Annotated in this window: 12 protein-coding genes; 8 read left to right on the top strand and 4 right to left on the bottom strand. The window is 70.5% G+C overall.

Annotated elements, in window-relative coordinates:
• Positions 1-391: 391 nt before the first annotated feature.
• Together ppgK and Asi03nite_RS08400 are read left to right on the top strand one after the other, a co-directional pair.
• On the top strand, positions 392-1234 hold the full coding sequence (ppgK, locus tag Asi03nite_RS08405; protein WP_203677868.1) for a polyphosphate--glucose phosphotransferase: 843 nt from the start codon (positions 392-394) through the stop codon (positions 1232-1234).
• Positions 1234-1701 carry a PPOX class F420-dependent oxidoreductase gene (locus tag Asi03nite_RS08400; RefSeq protein WP_203677867.1) on the top strand — a complete coding sequence of 156 codons (468 nt, stop codon included), beginning with the start codon at positions 1234-1236 and terminating at the stop codon, positions 1699-1701. Before ppgK ends, Asi03nite_RS08400 begins: the two co-directional genes overlap by 1 nt.
• A gap of 355 nt (positions 1702-2056) precedes the next feature.
• On the opposite strand, the gene Asi03nite_RS08395 is transcribed toward Asi03nite_RS08400, so the two are convergent.
• On the bottom strand, positions 2057-2638 hold the full coding sequence (locus Asi03nite_RS08395; protein ID WP_203677866.1) for a hypothetical protein: 582 nt from the start codon (positions 2636-2638) through the stop codon (positions 2057-2059).
• A 94-nt stretch (positions 2639-2732) separates the two neighbouring features.
• Between Asi03nite_RS08395 and Asi03nite_RS08390 the strand changes: the two genes are divergently transcribed.
• The 5 genes from Asi03nite_RS08390 to glgB all read left to right on the top strand — a co-directional run bounded on the left by Asi03nite_RS08390 (position 2733) and on the right by glgB (position 10876).
• A complete protein-coding gene (locus Asi03nite_RS08390; RefSeq protein ID WP_203677865.1) occupies positions 2733-3497 on the top strand; it encodes a spermidine synthase in 765 nt (254 codons plus the stop codon).
• A gap of 156 nt (positions 3498-3653) precedes the next feature.
• On the top strand, positions 3654-5618 hold the full coding sequence (locus Asi03nite_RS08385) for an alpha-1,4-glucan--maltose-1-phosphate maltosyltransferase (protein WP_203677864.1): 1965 nt from the start codon (positions 3654-3656) through the stop codon (positions 5616-5618).
• Positions 5619-5630: 12 nt separating this feature from the next.
• A complete protein-coding gene (gene treS / locus Asi03nite_RS08380) occupies positions 5631-7388 on the top strand; it encodes a maltose alpha-D-glucosyltransferase (RefSeq protein ID WP_203677863.1) in 1758 nt (585 codons plus the stop codon).
• The gene (locus tag Asi03nite_RS08375; protein ID WP_203677862.1) at positions 7385-8698 is read left to right on the top strand and encodes a maltokinase N-terminal cap-like domain-containing protein; all 1314 of its coding nucleotides are present in this window, start codon (positions 7385-7387) and stop codon (positions 8696-8698) included. Before treS ends, Asi03nite_RS08375 begins: the two co-directional genes overlap by 4 nt.
• A gap of 24 nt (positions 8699-8722) precedes the next feature.
• A complete protein-coding gene (gene glgB, locus Asi03nite_RS08370) occupies positions 8723-10876 on the top strand; it encodes a 1,4-alpha-glucan branching protein GlgB (protein ID WP_239102530.1) in 2154 nt (717 codons plus the stop codon).
• 68 nt (positions 10877-10944) lie between these two features.
• Here glgB and Asi03nite_RS08365 read toward each other — a convergent pair whose 3' ends face one another.
• From Asi03nite_RS08365 to Asi03nite_RS08355, 3 genes are all read right to left on the bottom strand, one after another.
• Positions 10945-11493, bottom strand: a complete 549-nt coding sequence (locus Asi03nite_RS08365; protein WP_239102533.1) for a GNAT family N-acetyltransferase — start codon at positions 11491-11493, stop codon at positions 10945-10947.
• Between the two features lie 213 nt (positions 11494-11706).
• Positions 11707-13956, bottom strand: coding sequence for a discoidin domain-containing protein (locus Asi03nite_RS08360; protein ID WP_203677860.1), 2250 nt, complete (start codon positions 13954-13956; stop codon positions 11707-11709).
• Positions 13957-13992: 36 nt separating this feature from the next.
• On the bottom strand, positions 13993-14712 hold the full coding sequence (locus Asi03nite_RS08355; RefSeq protein WP_203677859.1) for a PP2C family protein-serine/threonine phosphatase: 720 nt from the start codon (positions 14710-14712) through the stop codon (positions 13993-13995).
• 223 nt (positions 14713-14935) lie between these two features.
• On the opposite strand from Asi03nite_RS08355, the gene Asi03nite_RS08350 reads away from it, so the two are divergent.
• Complete coding sequence (locus Asi03nite_RS08350) at positions 14936-17326, top strand: Tex family protein (RefSeq protein WP_203677858.1); 2391 nt, start codon at positions 14936-14938, stop codon at positions 17324-17326.
• Positions 17327-17351 lie beyond the last annotated feature (25 nt).

The following is a 17351-nucleotide window of genomic DNA, read 5'->3' as shown; positions in this document are numbered from 1 at the left end:
GGTCGCGCAGGCCGGCGCGGCCCCGTCCGGCCGATTCGGCGGCCATCCGGGCCAGCAGATCGGTGGCTGTCGCCTCGGGGGTGCGGGGCGCCTGCTCGTTATGGACCTCGATCACAGTCATGGGTGGTCCTCCATCAGCGGGCAGAGAGCCGTGCCCGCGCGCGGCGACCGTTTCTGAGAAGCAGAAAGTCGTCCTGACAAGCAACGCTAGCCGAGAAGCCGAGCCCGGACCAGCCGAAAGTATGAGTGACAGCGCGTGAACGAGGGAACTGCGGAACGAATTCACCCGTCGGTGTCGTTCCGCTTCACGCCGGGGCGGGCAGGATTCGGTGTCGGACCCGCGTGGTAAACAGCACGGACGAGTGACCGGCACGGAGACGGGAAGACACGGATGACCATCCTCGGCATCGACATCGGCGGCTCGGGCGTCAAGGGCGCGCCCGTCGACACGGTGCGCGGTGAGCTGCTCGACGAGCGTTGCCGCGTGCCCACCCCGCAGCCCGCAGACGTGGACCGCGTGGTGGACGCGGTCGCCGAGGTGGCTGCCAGGTTCGAGGGGTACGACAGCGTCGGCGTGACCTTCCCGGGCGTGGTCGTCGACGGCGTGACCCGCACCGCGGCGAACGTGCACAAGTCCTGGATCGACGCCCCCGCGGCGCGGCTGTTCGGCGAGCGGCTGGGCAAGCCGGTCACGGTGCTCAACGACGCGGACGCGGCGGGCGCCGCCGAGGTCGCGTTCGGCGCCGGCCGCGACCAGTCCGGCCTGATCATGATGGTGACCCTGGGCACCGGCATCGGCACGGCGCTGTTCCTGGACGGCGTGCTGCTGCCCAACACCGAGCTGGGCCACCTGGAGATCGACGGCAAGGACGCCGAGTTGATCGCCTCCGACCGGGTCCGCGAGTCCGAAGACCTGAGCTGGGAAAAGTTCGCCCACCGGGTCAGCAAGTACCTGCGGCACGTCGAGATGCTGCTCTCCCCGCGGCTGTTCATCATCGGCGGCGGCGTCAGCAAGAAGGCCGACAAGTACTTCCCGCTGCTGGAGATCCGCACCCCGGTGGTGGCGGCCAAGCTGCTGAACAACGCCGGCATCATCGGCGCCGCGGTCTCGGCCGGGCAGGCCGCGTCCGGGCCCGGCGGGCAGCACCCGGGCTCGATCCCGGTGGACGCCAGCCGGCCGGGCTCGCCGGAGGCCGGCGAAGCGCACACGGTCAACGCGGAAGGAGCACGCTGATGGCCCGCACGATTGCCACCAACACCCGGGTGAGCCGCGAGGAGCTGGTCGAGTTCCTGCGCCCGCGGCACCACGCGATCCTGATGACGGTCCGCGGGGACGGCCGCCCGCAGTCCTCGCCGAACACCTGCGGCGTGGACACCGAGGGCCGGATCGTCATCTCGAGCTACCCGGAGCGCGCCAAGGTCGCCAACATCCGGCGCAACCCGCGGGTCACGCTCTGCGTGCTCTCCGACGAGTGGAACGGCCCGTGGGTCCAGGTCGACGGCACCGCCGAGGTGATCGACCTGCCCGACGCGGTGGAGCCCCTGGTGGAGTACTTCCGCGCCATCTCCGGCGAGCACCCGAACTGGGACGAGTATCGCCAGGCCATGCGCGACCAGGGCAAGTGCCTGATCCGCGTCACCGTCGACTCGTGGGGCCCGATCGCCACCGGCGGCTTCCCGGCCCGCCTCGCGGACAGCTGAGGGGCCGTCGCAGACAGCGTCCAGAGGCGGACAGCTGAAAGGCCGTACGGCCGGCACCCCAGGAGGAACGGGTGCCGGCCGTACGGTTCCCGCCCTCTTCGCAGGGGGTCCGGCACGCTGTCCGGCGGGCGTCGGGGGACGCCCCCAGCGCACCGGGCGAAGGGGTGGGCCATGAGGTCAAGAACGCCAGGATGGTGATGGTCAACGCAACCGCAACCACCACGGATCGCGCCCGTCGTTGTCGAGGGCGCCGAAATCGGCTAGGCGAAGCCGTGGTCGATTTCGGTGCCCTCGACAACGACTCCAAGGGGCGCGATCCCGCCGAGCGAAGCGAGGCCATCGAACACAGCAGGGCTCAGGCGGCCAGGGGCTCGTGCGACTGCTCGGCGTCGAGCAGGTAGAGGAGCGTGTCGCGGTGCATGACCGCGATCGGCTCCAGCAGGTCGGGGTGGCGCAACAGCACGGCGGCCTCGCGGTCGCGGGTGTCCGGCTGCAGCAGCCGGCGGAACTCGCTGGGCAGCCCACCGGCGCGGCGGCCCTGCGGCCGGGGCCGGGGCTCCGGCACCGGCATCGCGGCGATCACCGCGTCCACGCCGCGGCGGGCCAGCATCGGGTCGGCCAGCAGGCACGCGGCCCAGCTGACGACCACCTCGTCGACCCAGGTGCGCCAGCCCTCGCCTTCGGCGAACTCGTCCTCGGGCTCGCTGCCGGCCTTCCAGTCGAGCAGCGCGGAGCCGCCCGGCCCGGCGATGGCGACCAGCGCGGCGTCGATCTCGGTCGGGTAGCGCAGCCAGGCGGCGACCGTCACGGCCTGACGCGCCTGCAGCTCGGAGAGGGTGTGCGCGACCGTGTTCGACTCCCCACCGGGGTACGCCCGGGCCAGCCAGTGGGTGCTGGCGGCGATCACCGGGGACAGTGCGGTCGACGGTCCGGCCACGACGTTCTCCTTGTCTACGGGCGCGGCCGGTGTTCGGCTCGCGTCGAAGGGATAACTCGGCCGGCCGGACGGGCCCCTTGAGTAAGGTTCCTCGATGGCAACGCACGGCAACCGACGCACACCCGGGGGCGTCACCGAGCTGGTTCCCGACCCGGCCCGGGCGCGGGGCTGGACGCTGCTGGTGGACGGCGTACCGCAGTCGTACGTCGATCTGGCGGACCCGGAGCACCTGGAGTTCCCGTACGTCGCACTGATCGCGCGCTCGTTGCGGGCCTGGGCGCGTACCGCCGTACCGGGAAGCGTCCTGCATCTGGGTGGGGGCGCGCTCACCGTGCCGCGCCTGGCGGCCCGGTGGTGGCCGGCGGCCGCGCAGACCGTGGTGGAGATCGACCGCGAGCTGGTCGATCTGGTGCTGCGGGAGATCCCGCCGGCGCAGCCGGTGGAGATCGTCGTCGGCGACGCGCGGCAGACGGTGGAGACGACGCCCGATGCGCGGTACGACGTGATCGTGGCGGATGTCTTCAACGGGGCCGCGACGCCGCCGCATCTGGGTACCGTGGAGTACGCGCGCGAGTTGAGACGGGTGCTGCGGCCCGGCGGGCTGCTCGTGATGAATGTGACGGATGTCCCTCCGATGGCCGCCACCAGGATCCAGGTGGCCACCGTGGCCGCCGCGTTCGCCGAGGTGGGGCTGCTCGGTGAGGTTCCGGTGCTGCGGGGGCGCCGGGCGGGCAACGTGATCGTGCTGGCCGGGAGCGTGCCGGTGGTGCGCACAGGGCGGGGCGAGCGCCTGTTGCGGGAAGGTGAACTTGTCGTGTTTTCCAGCGGCACGCGACCCCGTACTGATGCGAACCCATAGGCGGTCTCCGGTAGGTTGAGAGGCGCCTCGGCGATCGGCCGTTTTGCGGCGCCTCCCCAAGTTTCAGAGTCTCCACTACGGAGAAGTCATAGGACGACGGCGGTGGTTTTTCCGGTCGCCGGGTCCTACTGAGCCCCTCTGACTACGGTGGAGATCATGACCGGTCGCTTCCCCATCGAAGACGTGACGCCGGCTGTGTCCGGTGGCCGCTACCCCGCGAAGGCGGTGGTCGGCGAACTGGTACCGGTTTCCGCGGTGTCCTATCGCGAAGGACATCACGCGCTCGGGGTGAATGTGGTATGGCGTGGCCCGGACGGGCAGACCAGGCCGTTCACCCGGATGACCCCCGGCGCGCCGGGCCTGGACCAGTGGCACGCGACGATCCGGCCCGACGAGGTCGGCCGGTGGACCTTCACGGTGGAGGCGTTCGACGATCCGTACCGGACGTGGCGGGACGCCGTGGTCAAGAAGATCGGCGCCGGGCAGGGCGCCGAGGATCTGGCGAACGACCTCGCCGAGGGCGCCGACGTGCTGGATCTCGCCGTCAAGATCGTGCCGCCCGAGCAGGAGGAGCGGGTGCGCGAGGCGGTAGCCGCCCTGCGTGACCAGAACCGGTCGCTGTTCTCCCGGGTCACTCCGGCTCTCGACCTCGAGGAGCTGCTCTGGCACAACCCGGTCCGGCATCTGGTGACCACCACCCGCTCGTTCGCCATCTGGGTGGACCGCGAGCGCGCGCTCTACTCGTCGTGGTACGAGTTCTTCCCGCGCTCGGAGGGCGCCGAGATCGGCCCGGACGCGACGCCGATCAAGCACGGCACGTTCCGGACGGCGGCGCTGCGGCTGCCGGCCATCGCGGAGATGGGCTTCAACGTCGTCTACCTGCCGCCGATCCACCCGATCGGCAAGATCAACCGCAAGGGGCGGAACAACACGCTCGTGGCGCGCCCGGTGGACGTCGGTTCGCCCTGGGCGATCGGCTCGGACGAGGGTGGCCACGACGCGATCCACCCGCAGCTCGGCACGCTGGACGACTTCCGGTACTTCCGGGAGCGGGCGGAGGAGTTGGGCATGGAGGTCGCGCTCGACCTCGCGTTGCAGGCCGCGCCGGACCACCCGTGGGTGACCGAGCACCCGGAGTTCTTCACCACCAAGGCCGACGGCACCATCGCGTACGCCGAGAACCCGCCCAAGAAGTACCAGGACATCTACCCGATCAACTGGGACAACGACTACCGCACGCTGCGCGACGAGGTGTACCGCGTGGTGATGCACTGGGTGAACAACGGCGTACGGATCTTCCGGGTGGACAACCCGCACACCAAGGCTGTCAACTTCTGGCAGTGGCTGATCCCCAAGGTCAAGGAGTCCCACCCGGACGTGCTGTTCCTGGCCGAGGCGTTCACCCGGCCGGCCATGATGAACGGGCTCGGCAAGATCGGCTTCACGCAGTCGTACACGTACTTCACCTGGCGCACCACCGCGCGGGAGATGCGCGAGTACATGGAGCAGCTGCTCACCTCGATCGACTGGATGCGCCCCAACTTCTGGCCGAACACGCCGGACATCCTGCACGAGACGCTGCAGCACGGCGGCCCGCCGATGTTCAAGATCCGCGCCGTGCTGGCGTCGATGCTGACCCCGTCCTGGGGCCTGTACTCCGGGTACGAGCTGTTCGAGCACGTGGCCCGCCCCGGCGCGGAGGAGTACATCGACAACGAGAAGTTCGAGCTGAAACCCCGCGACTACGCCGCGGCCGAGCGGGCCGGCCGGTCGCTCGCGCCGTACCTCACCAACCTGAACCGGATCCGCGAGCAGAATCCCGCCCTGCACTGGCTGCGCAACCTGCGCTTCCACGAGATCGACAACGGCGCGCTGCTGTGCTTCTCCAAGCGCGACGCCGACACCGGCAACACGGTCCTGGTGATCGTCTCGTTCGACTCCACAAACGTGCAGTGGGGCAACACCACTCTCGACATGCCCGCCCTGGGCCTGGACTGGCACGACCGCTTCACCGTGGTCGACCAGATCACCGGGGCGACGTACGAGTGGGGGCAGTACAACGCGGTCCGGATCGACCCGTACGTCGAACCGGCGCACATCTTCGTGGTGCAGGCGGGGTAGGGGGAACACCTGATGGAGTTGACGAGCGGGCACGACCCGGCGGAGGGAAGTCACACCGAGGACGGGATGGTCGAACATCCCACCTCGGACGACTTCGGCCATGCCCGGGTGCTCCCGGCGGACCGCACCTGGTTCCAGCGGGCGGTCTTCTACGAGGTGCTGGTCCGGGCGTTCTACGATTCGGGGTCGGACGGCGGCGGCGATCTGCGCGGCCTGATCGAGCGCCTGGACTACCTGCAGTGGCTGGGCGTGGACTGTCTCTGGCTGCCGCCCTTCTACGACTCGCCGCTGCGCGACGGCGGGTACGACATCCGCGACTTCTACAAGGTGCTGCCCGAGTTCGGCACGGTCGACGACTTCGTGGCCCTGCTGGACGCGGCGCACAAGCGCGGCATCCGGGTGATCACCGACCTGGTCATGAACCACACGTCCGACTCGCACCCGTGGTTCCAGGCGTCCCGGCACGACCCCGAGGGGCCGTACGGCGACTTCTACGTCTGGAACGACACCAGCGACAAGTACTCCGACGCCCGGATCATCTTCGTCGACACCGAGGAGTCCAACTGGACGTTCGACCCGGTGCGGCGGCAGTTCTACTGGCACCGGTTCTTCTCCCACCAGCCGGATCTCAACTACGAGAACCCGAAGGTGCAGGAGGCCATGCTCGACGTGCTCCGGTTCTGGCTGGACCTGGGCATCGACGGCTTCCGGCTGGACGCCGTGCCGTACCTGTTCGAGCAGGAGAGCACGAACTGCGAGAACCTGCCGGCCACACATGCCTTCCTCAAGCACTGCCGGAAGGTGATCGACGACGAGTTCCCGGGCCGGGTGCTGCTGGCCGAGGCGAACCAGTGGCCGGCCGACGTGGTGGAGTACTTCGGCGACCCGAAGTCCGGCGGCGACGAGTGCCACATGGCGTTCCACTTCCCGCTGATGCCGCGGATCTTCATGGCCGTCCGCCGCGAGTCGCGTTTCCCGATCTCCGAGATCCTGGCCCAGACGCCGGCCATCCCGGAGAACTGCCAGTGGGGCATCTTCCTGCGCAACCACGACGAGCTGACGCTCGAGATGGTCACCGACGAAGAGCGCGACTACATGTACACGGAGTACGCCAAGGACCCCCGGATGAAGGCCAACGTCGGCATCCGCCGTCGGCTGGCCCCGCTGCTGGAGAACGACCGGAACCAGATCGAGCTGTTCACCGCCCTGCTGCTGTCGCTGCCCGGCTCGCCGGTGCTCTACTACGGCGACGAGATCGGGATGGGCGACAACATCTGGCTCGGCGACCGGGACGGCGTGCGGACCCCGATGCAGTGGACGCCGGACCGCAACGCCGGCTTCTCCACCGCCACGCCGGGCCGGCTCTACCTGCCGGTCAACCAGGACCCGGTGTACGGGTACCAGGCGGTCAACGTGGAGGCCCAGCGGGACAGCGCGACGTCGCTGCTGAACTGGACCCGGACCATGCTCGCGGTGCGCCGGCGGCACGAGGCGTTCGCCGTCGGCACCTTCCGCGAGCTGGGCGGCTCGAACCCGTCGGTGCTGGCGTACCTGCGGGAGTACGGCGACGACGTGGTGCTCTGCGTCAACAACCTGTCCCGGTTCCCGCAGCCGATCGAACTCAACCTGCAGCACTGGAACGGGTACACCCCGGTGGAGCTGACCGGCCACGTCAACTTCCCGCGGATCGGCCAGCTGCCGTACCTTCTGACCCTTCCGGGACACGGCTTCTACTGGTTCCAGTTGTGCGGGTCTGAGGAGAAGCAATGACGCTGCCCTATGCCGAGTGGTTACCGAAGCAACGCTGGTACGCGGGTCGCAGCCGGGTGCTGGCCGATCTCAAGGAGGCCAGCGCCACGCCGCTGGGCGAGAACATCGACCTGGTGCTGATCGACGTCTCGTACACCGACGGCAGTTCCGAGCGGTACCAGGTGCTCGTGGCCCACGGCGCCGAGCTGCTGCCGGAGTACCACGCGGTCGCCACCATCGGCGCCGACGAGCAGGGCCGGCAGGCGTACGACGCCCTCTACTCCCCCGAGGCGGCGCGGTACCTGCTCGGCCTGATCGACAGGTCCGAGCCGGTCGGTGACCTGACCTTCGAGAAGGAGCCGGACGTCGAGTTGCCGCTGGACAAGTGGCCCCGGGTGTTCGACGCCGAGCAGAGCAACACCAGCGTGATCTTCGAGCAGGACGCGATCCTGAAGGTGTTCCGCCGGGTCACCTGCGGGATCAACCCGGACATCGAGCTGAACCGGGTGCTCGGCCGGGCCGGCAACCCGCACGTGGCGCGGCTGCTCGGCTCGTTCGAGACCTCCGACGAGGCGGGTCAGTGCTCGCTCGGGATGGTCACCGCGTACGCCGCCAACTCGGCCGAGGGCTGGGCGATGGCCACCGCGTCGGCGCGCGACCTGTTCGCCGACGCGGAGTTCCGCGCCGACGAGGCGGGCGGGGACTTCCAGGGCGAGTCGTACCGGCTGGGCGAGGCGGTCGCGTCGGTGCATCTGACGCTGGCCGAGGAGCTGGGCGCCGGCCCGTCGCCGTTCCCGGTGGACGCCATGCTCGCCCGGCTCCGGACGGCCGCCGACGCGGTGCCCGAGCTGCAGCAGTACGTGCCGGCCATCACCGAGCGGTTCACCGCGCTGACCGGTGAACAGGTGACCGTCCAGCGGGTGCACGGCGACCTGCACCTGGGGCAGGTGCTGCGCACCCCGGAGACCTGGCTGCTGATCGACTTCGAGGGCGAGCCGGGCCAGCCGCTGGACGAGCGCCGGCTGCCGGACTCGCCGCTGCGCGACGTCGCCGGGGTGCTGCGCTCCTACGAGTACGCGGCGTACCAGCTGCTCGTCGACCAGGAGGACGAGGAGCACCTGGCGGGCCGGGCCCGGGAGTGGGTGGACCGCAACCGGGCGGCGTTCTGCGACGGGTACGCGCACGTGTCCGGTCTGGACCCACGCGAACAGGGTGCGCTGCTCGCGGCGTACGAACTGGACAAGGCCGTCTACGAGGCCGCCTACGAAGCCCGGCACCGCCCGGGATGGCTGCGGATTCCGCTCCGTTCCATCGCCAGGCTGGCCGGCTGACCCCCAATGTCAGAGGAAGCGAAGATGATCGGGCACACCACCTCCCGCCTGGCCGCCGACGAGCGCGCCATGAACGCCGTGATCGCCGGCGACACCCACGATCCGCACGCCGTGCTCGGCGCACATCCGGGCGGGGGGCACACCGTCATCCGGGCCCTGCGCAAGGGCGCCAAGGCCGTCGCCGTCCTGTACGGCGACGGCGAACGCCAGGAGATGACGCCCGTCCACCCGGACGGGATCTTCGCGGCCGAGGTGCCCGGGACGGTGCTGGACTACCGGCTCGACGTGGACGGGACGCAGTGCGACGACCCGTACCGTCATCCGCCCACCCTCGGCGAGCTGGACCTGCACCTGATCGGCGAGGGTCGGCACGAGCGGCTCTGGCGGGTGCTGGGCGCGCAGCCGCGCGGCACCGGCGTGGCGTTCGCGGTGTGGGCGCCGGCCGCCCGCGGCGTCCAGGTGGTCGGCGACTTCGCCGGCTGGGGGCCGTACGACGGGTGGCCGATGCGTTCGCTCGGCTCCAGCGGCGTCTGGGAGATCTACGTCCCCACCGCGCACATCGGCACCAAGTACAAGTTCCGGATCCTCGGCCGGGACGGGCAGTGGCGTGAGCACGCCGACCCGCTGGCCCAGCACACCGAGGTGCCGCCGGCGACCGCGTCAGTGGTGTTCAACTCCGAATACCAGTGGCACGACGAGCAGTGGATGCGCGAGCGGGCGTCCAAGGCGTGGCACCAGGAGCCGATGAGCGTGTACGAGGTGCACCTGGGCTCGTGGCGGCCCGGGCTGTCGTACACCGAGCTGGCCACCCAGCTGGTCGACTACGTCGTCGAGACCGGCTTCACGCACGTCGAGCTGATGCCGGTGATGGAGCACCCGTTCGGCGGCTCCTGGGGTTACCAGGTGACCGGGTACTACGCCCCCACCGCCCGCTTCGGCAACCCCGACGAGTTCCGGCACCTGGTCGACAAGCTGCACCAGGCCGGCATCGGCGTGATCCTGGACTGGGTGCCGGCGCACTTCCCGAAGGACGAGTGGGCCCTGGCCCGCTTCGACGGGACGCCGCTCTACGAGCACGGCGACTGGCGGCGCGGCGAGCACCCCGACTGGGGGACCTACGTCTTCGACTACGGCCGCAAGGAGGTCCGCAACTTCCTGGTGGCCAACGCCCTCTACTGGTGCGAGGAGTTCCACGCGGACGGCCTGCGGGTCGACGCCGTCGCGTCGATGCTCTACCTGGACTACTCCCGCAAGGACGGCGAGTGGACCCCGAACCAGTACGGCGGCCGGGAGAACCTGGACGCGATCAGCTTCCTGCAGGAGATGAACGCCACCGTCTACAAGCACCACCCCGGCGTGGTCACCATCGCCGAGGAGTCCACCGCGTGGCCGGGCGTCACCCGCCCCACCCACCTGGGCGGCCTGGGCTTCGGTTTCAAGTGGAACATGGGCTGGATGAACGACACCTTGAACTACATGGTCAAGGAGCCGATCCACCGGCAGTGGCACCACCACCAGATGACCTTCGCGACGGTCTACGCCTGGAGCGAGAACTACATCCTGCCGATCAGCCACGACGAGGTGGTGCACGGCAAGGGCTCGCTGACCGGCAAGATGCCCGGCGACCTGTGGCAGAAGCTGGCCAACACGCGGGCGCTGCTCGGCTTCATGTGGGCGTTCACCGGCAAGCAGCTGCTGTTCATGGGCGCCGAGATGGGCGACCAGCGGGAGTGGAGCGAGGAGCGCGGCCTGGACTGGGCCCTGCTCGACGACCCCCGGTTCGGTGGCGTCAAGGCCCTGGTCACCGACTTGAACCGGGTGTACCGGGAGACCCCGGCGATCTGGACGCAGGACACCAGCCCGTCCGGCTTCCGCTGGATCACCAGCGACGACTCGCACCACAACACGTTCTCGTTCCTCCGCTTCGCGCCGAACGGCGACCCGATGGCGTGCGTCGTCAACTTCGCCGCGGTCCCGCACGAGAACTACCGCATCGGCCTGCCCCGTCCGGGCCGCTGGCTGGAGGCGGTGAACACGGACAGCGAGCTCTACGGCGGCTCGGGCGTCGGCAACCTGGGCGCGGTCCAGGCCGAGGACATCCCGTGGCACGGCTTCGACCACTCGGCCGCCCTGCGCGTGCCGCCGCTGGGCGCTCTCTGGCTCAAGCTGGAGAAGTGACGCCGCCGGGGGACGGGCTCCCGCCCGTCCCCCGGCCCGGGCACGTGGATCTCCGCCGCGCCCTCGATTCAGAGGGGTCCGACGCTTTCCCGCGCCAGCCACTCCGGCGCCAGGATCCCGAACAGCAGATCGTCGGTCCACTCGCCCTTGATGAACGTCTGCTGCCGCAGCAGCCCCTCCCGGATGAACCCGAGCCGCTCCATCAGCGCCGCCGACGCCGTGTTCCGCGCGTCGCACTCCCCCATCACCCGGTGCAGACCCTGCAGGCGGAACAGGCGGTCCAGCACGGCGCTCACGGCCTCTGCCGCAAACCCCCTCTTCTGGTACGCCGTGGCCAGCGTGAACCCGATCTCGGCCTGCTTGAGGTTGTCGTGCAGCCGCACCGCGACGTCCCCGATCAGCACCCGCTCGGCGGTGTGCTCGATCGCGTACTGGAACCACCCCGGCCGGTCCGGCGAACCGGCCGCGAAGTTGCGCACCGCCACCTCGGCCTTGTCGGCCGGGAACGGCGCGTCCCACGACTGGTACCGCGCCACCCCGGGATCCGACCGGTACTCCGACAGCCGCCCGGCGTCGGAGGCCCGGAACCGCCGCAGGATCAACCGCTCCGTCGCCATCAGCACCCGCCGAGGATATGTCAGCGCCTCGCCACTGACGCTCACGCCCGTCCGGCACCGCTTCGGCGGCGCGCCGCGCCGCCGGGACACGCCACCATCGGACGACCGGTTCCTGCGGCCCGGGAGGAAGCCGGCGCGGGAACCGGTCCGCGATCGTCGTGATCTGCCGGAATCCGGGCTCCGGAGTGCGGGCGCGCCCCGGAGCCCGGACCGTCAGGAGCCGAGCAGGATGTCGTCGACGACGATGTTGTCGCCGACCGACGGGGTGCCGCTGCTGGCGAACGCGTAGCCGAGCAGCCCGGTGACGCCCGCCGACGACGGCTGCACGCCGCTGGCGACCACCACGCCGTTCACGCTGATCGTGGCGCTGGTCAGGGTGGCCTGGACGCGGATCGTGCTCCACTTGCCGACCGGCACCAGGCCGGCCCCGGTGATCGAGGTCCAGCCCGAGGCGTCATGCCGGCTCAGGCCGCCGTCCGGGCGTACCAGCAGGTGGTACGCGTCCACCGCCGTACCGCCGCTGTTGCGTCCTTGAACGTCGAACAGGAAGGCGTTGGGCAGGGTCACCGGGTTGACCCGGAACTCCAGCGAGCGGGTGGTGGCCGCGGTGCTCACCGGCCACACCGCCTTCGCGATCAGCTCGGTGGAGGTGTCGTTGAGGCGCAGCGCGCGGCTGCTGCCGTTCACACCGCTGCGGGTGACCCAGGTCTGGGCGAGCTCGGTGAAGCCGCGCGGCCGGTTGTTCACCGGGTCGTTCTCGAACGAGTTGACAGTCGAGTACAGCTCCAGCTCGTTCAGGTAGGGGCCGTCCGCCACCACCTTGAGGTAGCGGGCGCGCACCGAGGAGAGCGGGAAGTACTCCAGCGCCAGATGCGTGCGGTTTGCCGCGTCGAGGATCGGGTTGCCCCAGTTCACGCCGTCGGTGGAGGCGTAGATCCGGGCACTCTCCGGGGCCCCGTTGCGCAGGCTCAGGCCCAGCCGGGTGAGCTGGTACTCGCGGTCCAGTTGCAGGGTGTACGTGCCGGCGCCGCCGTCCTCGCGGACCGCGCTGGACAGGTGGTCGGTGCTGCCGTCGAACGCGGCCTCCGGCCGGGTGGTCATGTCCGTGGTCACCTGCACCTGGCCGAGACGGTACTTGGTGGCCAGGTCGATCTTGCCGACGTCCGGGGTGAGGACGTCGATGAAGCGGCGCCAGATCCGGTGCCCCGCGTCGATCGTGTACCCACTGTCCCCCGCCGGGCAGGACCAGGTGATGTCGCAGTTGTCGCCGACCTGCAGCAGCCGGTTGCTCTCCACGCCGGCCACCGCGGTGTTGCCGGTGGAGCCGTGCGAGCGGTACCCGGTGGTCGGGCAGTTGCGGTAGGTCAGCTGGCCGACCCAGCCGGTGCCCTGCCCGTTGGTGGAGATGGCCACCCAGTTGTCCGGCCGGCCGCTGCTGAGCACCATCACCCCGTTCGGCATCAGCAGCAGCTGCGGGTACACCCCGAGCAGCTTCGGCTTGGCGTCGTCGAACTGGTCGTAGCCGTACGGGAAGCTGACTGCAAGATCCTGCAGAGGCGCCCAGGTGGCGCCGTTGTCGCTGGAGGTGGTCCAGCGCGGCGTGTCCAGGTTGTTGAAGTTGGAGCCGTTCCACACCTGGTGCCGGACCACCGAGAGCAGCTTGCCGCTGGGCAGCGCGGCGATGGCGGCCTCCGGGTAGCCGTTGGACCCGGTGCTGTCGTAGGCGATCCGGCCGCGCGTGCTGAAGCTGAGCCCGCCGTCGGTGCTCGCCGCCACGTACGAGGTGTGCTGCTGGTACCGCCCCGGGGCCTGATGACTCGCGCCGAAGATGGTGTAGTAGCTGATCAGCACGGTTCCGTCGCCGAGCTGCAGCGGCGCGCCGTGCGTGCGGATGCCGCCGTCCAGGTTCGGGCTCAGACCGATGACCGCCGGCGTGGTGGTCCAGGTGGCGCCGCCGTCGGTCGAGCGGTGCACGCCGAAGGTGGCAGTGGTCGTGGTCAGCGAGGTGGGGATGAAGTCGATCCCGAGCAGCGTGCCGTCCCGCAGCTGGGTGGTCGGGACGGCCGGGTCCTCGGTGTACGACGCCGCGGGGAACGTCACGCCCCCGTCGGTCGAGGTGACCTGCCCGGGCGGGGTCCGGTCGTCGCCCTCGTCGCGGCCCCGGGCGAAGGTGGTGACCACCGTCCGGCCGGTCGCCCCGTCCCGCGCGCTCACCTTGGGGAACGCGGCCTGCGAGCCGTCCCTGGTCTCGTAGACCGTGCCCAGCTCGCCGCCGGTGCCGACGTTGAGCACGTAGCCGGTCGCGCTCGGGCCGGTGCCGGTGACCGGCGACCCGTTGACAGGCGTCTTGCAGGTCGGGTCGTTGGAGGTGGCGGCCAGGGCCGCGGTCGGTGGGAGCGTCATCCAGCCGGAGACGGCGGCGACCACCGCGACCGTCAGCACTCCCGTGATTCTGCGTGGCATCGCCCGACCCTAGGGGAGTCGACCAATGCCGCGCACCTAGAGCTCCACCACATCCGCGATGATCACCGTCACGTTGTCCGGAGCGCCGTTCTCCAGCGTCCGGTTGATCAGCTCCGCGGCGCAGGTCCGCCGGTCCGCGTTGTCCCGCAGCGTCTGGGCGATCACCGCGTCCTCCACGTAGTCGGAGAGCCCGTCGCTGCAGAGCAGGTAACGGTCACCGACCCGGGCCGGGATCATCCGCCCCGCCGGGCGGAACGGGCCGCCCTGCACGGCCTGCGTGACCAGCGCGCGCTGCGGGTGCCGGCGGGCGTCGTCCGGGGTCAGCACGCCCTGGTCGACCAGCGCCTGCACGTACGTGTCGTCGCGGGTGAGCTGCTGGAAGTCACCCTCCCGGAGCAGGTAGCAGCGGGAGTCGCCGACGTTGAGCGCGGCCAGCCGCTCGCCGGAGAGCAGCAGCGCGGTCACCGTCGTGCCCATGCCGTCGCGGGCGTCGTCGTCCGAGACCGCCTTCTCGATCTGCTTGTTCGCCGTCTGCAGCGCCTCGATCAGATCCTGCAGCGGCTCCCCGGTGTCCGGTTTGTGATCGACCTCGCCGAGGGTCTGCACCAGGATCTCGCTGGCCAGCTCACCGGCGGGCAACCCACCCATGCCGTCCGCGACCACGAAGAGGCGATTACCGACGAAAACCGCGTCTTCGTTGTTGGACCGGACCAGGCCCTGATCAGTGGCGGCGACCGCCCGGACAGCAAGCGTCATGTAGCAAGAGTGCCAAAGCCGGAAAGGGTTGTCTCTAGTAAACGTGCACCTCCGCGTCCGGCGCGTCCAGGAATTCAGCGTTTCCGCAGGTGGCGACGGTGCACCCGGTCGGGCGGTTCACCCGCGGGCCGCGCGCGCCGCGAAGGGCCGGGGAAAACCTCGAACGGAGCCTTCCTGCGGGGCGGCGCGACAAGTCCCGGCGGCCTCGGTCACAATCGTCGGCGTGACGACAGCGATCCATCAGCGCATTGCCTCCGAACTCGGGGTCCGCGAAGGGCAGGTCACCGCGGCGGTCGAGCTGCTCGACGGCGGGGCCACCGTGCCGTTCATCGCCCGCTACCGCAAGGAGGTGACCGGCACCCTGGACGACACCCAGCTGCGCACCCTGGAGGAGCGCCTGGGCTACCTGCGGGAGCTGGAGGACCGGCGGGCCGCGGTGCTGGAGTCGATCCGCGCACAGGGCAAGCTGGACGACGCGCTGGAGCGGCAGATCCTGGAGGCCGACACCAAGGCCCGCCTGGAGGACATCTACCTCCCCTTCAAGCCCAAGCGTCGGACCAAGGCGCAGATCGCCCGGGAGGCCGGTCTGGAGCCCCTGGCGGACGGCCTGCTGGGCGACCCCACCGTGGACCCACGGGCGGCGGCCGAGGCGTTCGTGGACGCCGAGAAGGGGGTCGCCGACGGGCAGGCCGCCCTGGACGGCGCCCGCGCCATCCTGATCGAGCGCTTCGCCGAGGACGCCGACCTGATCGGCGACCTGCGCGAGCAGATGTGGACGCGGGGCCGCCTGGTCGCCAAGGTGCGCGACGGCAAGCAGACCGACGGCGCGAAGTTCTCCGACTACTTCGACTTCGCCGAGCCGTACACCAAGCTCCCCTCGCACCGCATCCTGGCCATGCTCCGCGGCGAGAAGGAGGAGGTCCTCGACCTCACCATGGAGCCGCACCCGGAGGAGGACGAGGGCTACTTCGAGGGCCGCATCGCCGGGCGCAACGGCATCTCGAACCAGGGCCGGCCGGCCGACAAGTGGCTGATCGACACGGTGCGCTGGGCGTGGCGCACCCGCATCCTCATCCACCTCGGCGCCGACCTGCGGGTCCGGCTGCGCGAGGCGGCCGAGGACGAGGCGGTCCGGGTGTTCGCCGCCAACCTGCGCGACCTGCTGCTCGCCGCGCCGGCCGGCACGCGCGCCACGATGGGCCTGGACCCCGGTTTCCGGACCGGCGTGAAGGTGGCGGTGGTCGACGCGACGGGCAAGGTGGTCGCCACCGACACGATCTACCCGCACGTGCCGCAGAACAGGTGGGACGAGTCCATCCACCGGCTGGCCGCGCTCGCCTCCAAGCACGACGTCGAGCTGATCGCGATCGGCAACGGCACCGCCTCCCGGGAGACCGACAAGCTCGCCACCGAGCTGATCAAGAAGCACCCGGAGGCGAAGCTCACCAAGGTCGTCGTCTCCGAGGCCGGCGCGTCGGTCTACTCCGCCTCCGCGTACGCCTCGCAGGAACTACCCGGCCTGGACGTGTCGCTGCGCGGCGCGGTCTCGATCGCGCGCCGCCTGCAGGACCCGCTGGCCGAGCTCGTCAAGATCGACCCGAAGTCGATAGGCGTCGGCCAGTACCAGCACGACATCTCCGAGGTGAAGCTGGCCCGCTCGCTGGACGCGGTGGTCGAGGACTGCGTGAACGGCGTCGGCGTCGACATCAACACCGCCTCGGCGCCGCTGCTCACCCGGGTCTCCGGGATCACCGCCGGCCTGGCCGAGAACATCGTGCTGCACCGCGACCAGAACGGCCCGTTCAAGAACCGCAACGAGATCAAGAAGGTGGCCCGGCTCGGCCCGAAGGCGTTCGAGCAGTGCGCCGGCTTCCTGCGGATCCGCGACGGCGAGGACCCGCTGGACTTCTCCAGCGTGCACCCCGAGTCGTACCCGCTGGTCCGCACGATCGCGGCGGACGCCGGCGCGGACGTCCGGACGCTGATCGGCAACAGCCCGCTGCTCAAGGGGATCCGGCCGGACAGGTTCGTCACCGACACCGTCGGCCTGCCGACCATCACCGACATCCTCAAGGAGCTGGAGAAGCCGGGCCGGGACCCGCGGCCGGCGTTCACCACCGCCACCTTCGCCGAGGGCGTCGAGAAGATCGCCGACCTCAAGCCCGGCATGGTCCTCGAGGGCCAGGTCACCAACGTGGCCGCGTTCGGCGCGTTCGTCGACATCGGCGTGCACCAGGACGGCCTGGTGCACGTCTCGGCGCTCTCCGAGAAGTTCGTGCAGGACCCGCGCGAGGTGGTCAAGTCCGGCGACGTGGTCAAGGTCCGCGTCCTCGAGGTGGACCCGGTCCGCAAGCGGATCTCGCTGACCATGCGGCTCTCCGACGAGCCGGGCAAGGGCCGGCAGCCGCGCGAGGACCGCGACCGCGGTGGTCGCGGCGGGCCGGGCGGCGGCCCGCGTGGCGGTCAGGTCGGACAGGGCGGCCAACGCGGCGGCCAGGGCGGCCAGCGCGGCGGTCAGCCGCGCCAGGGCGGCGGCCAGCGCGGCGGTGGGAACTCGTTCGGCAACAGCGCCATGGCCGACGCCCTGCGCCGCGCCGGCCTGGCGAAGGACTGAAGAATCCAGAACCGAGGGGCTTCCT

This window comes from Actinoplanes siamensis, assembly GCF_016862395.1.
Taxonomy (GTDB): Bacteria; Actinomycetota; Actinomycetes; order Mycobacteriales; family Micromonosporaceae; genus Actinoplanes; species Actinoplanes siamensis.
Note: the sequence above shows the minus strand (reverse complement) of the source record. Positions and strands in the feature narration are given on the sequence as shown.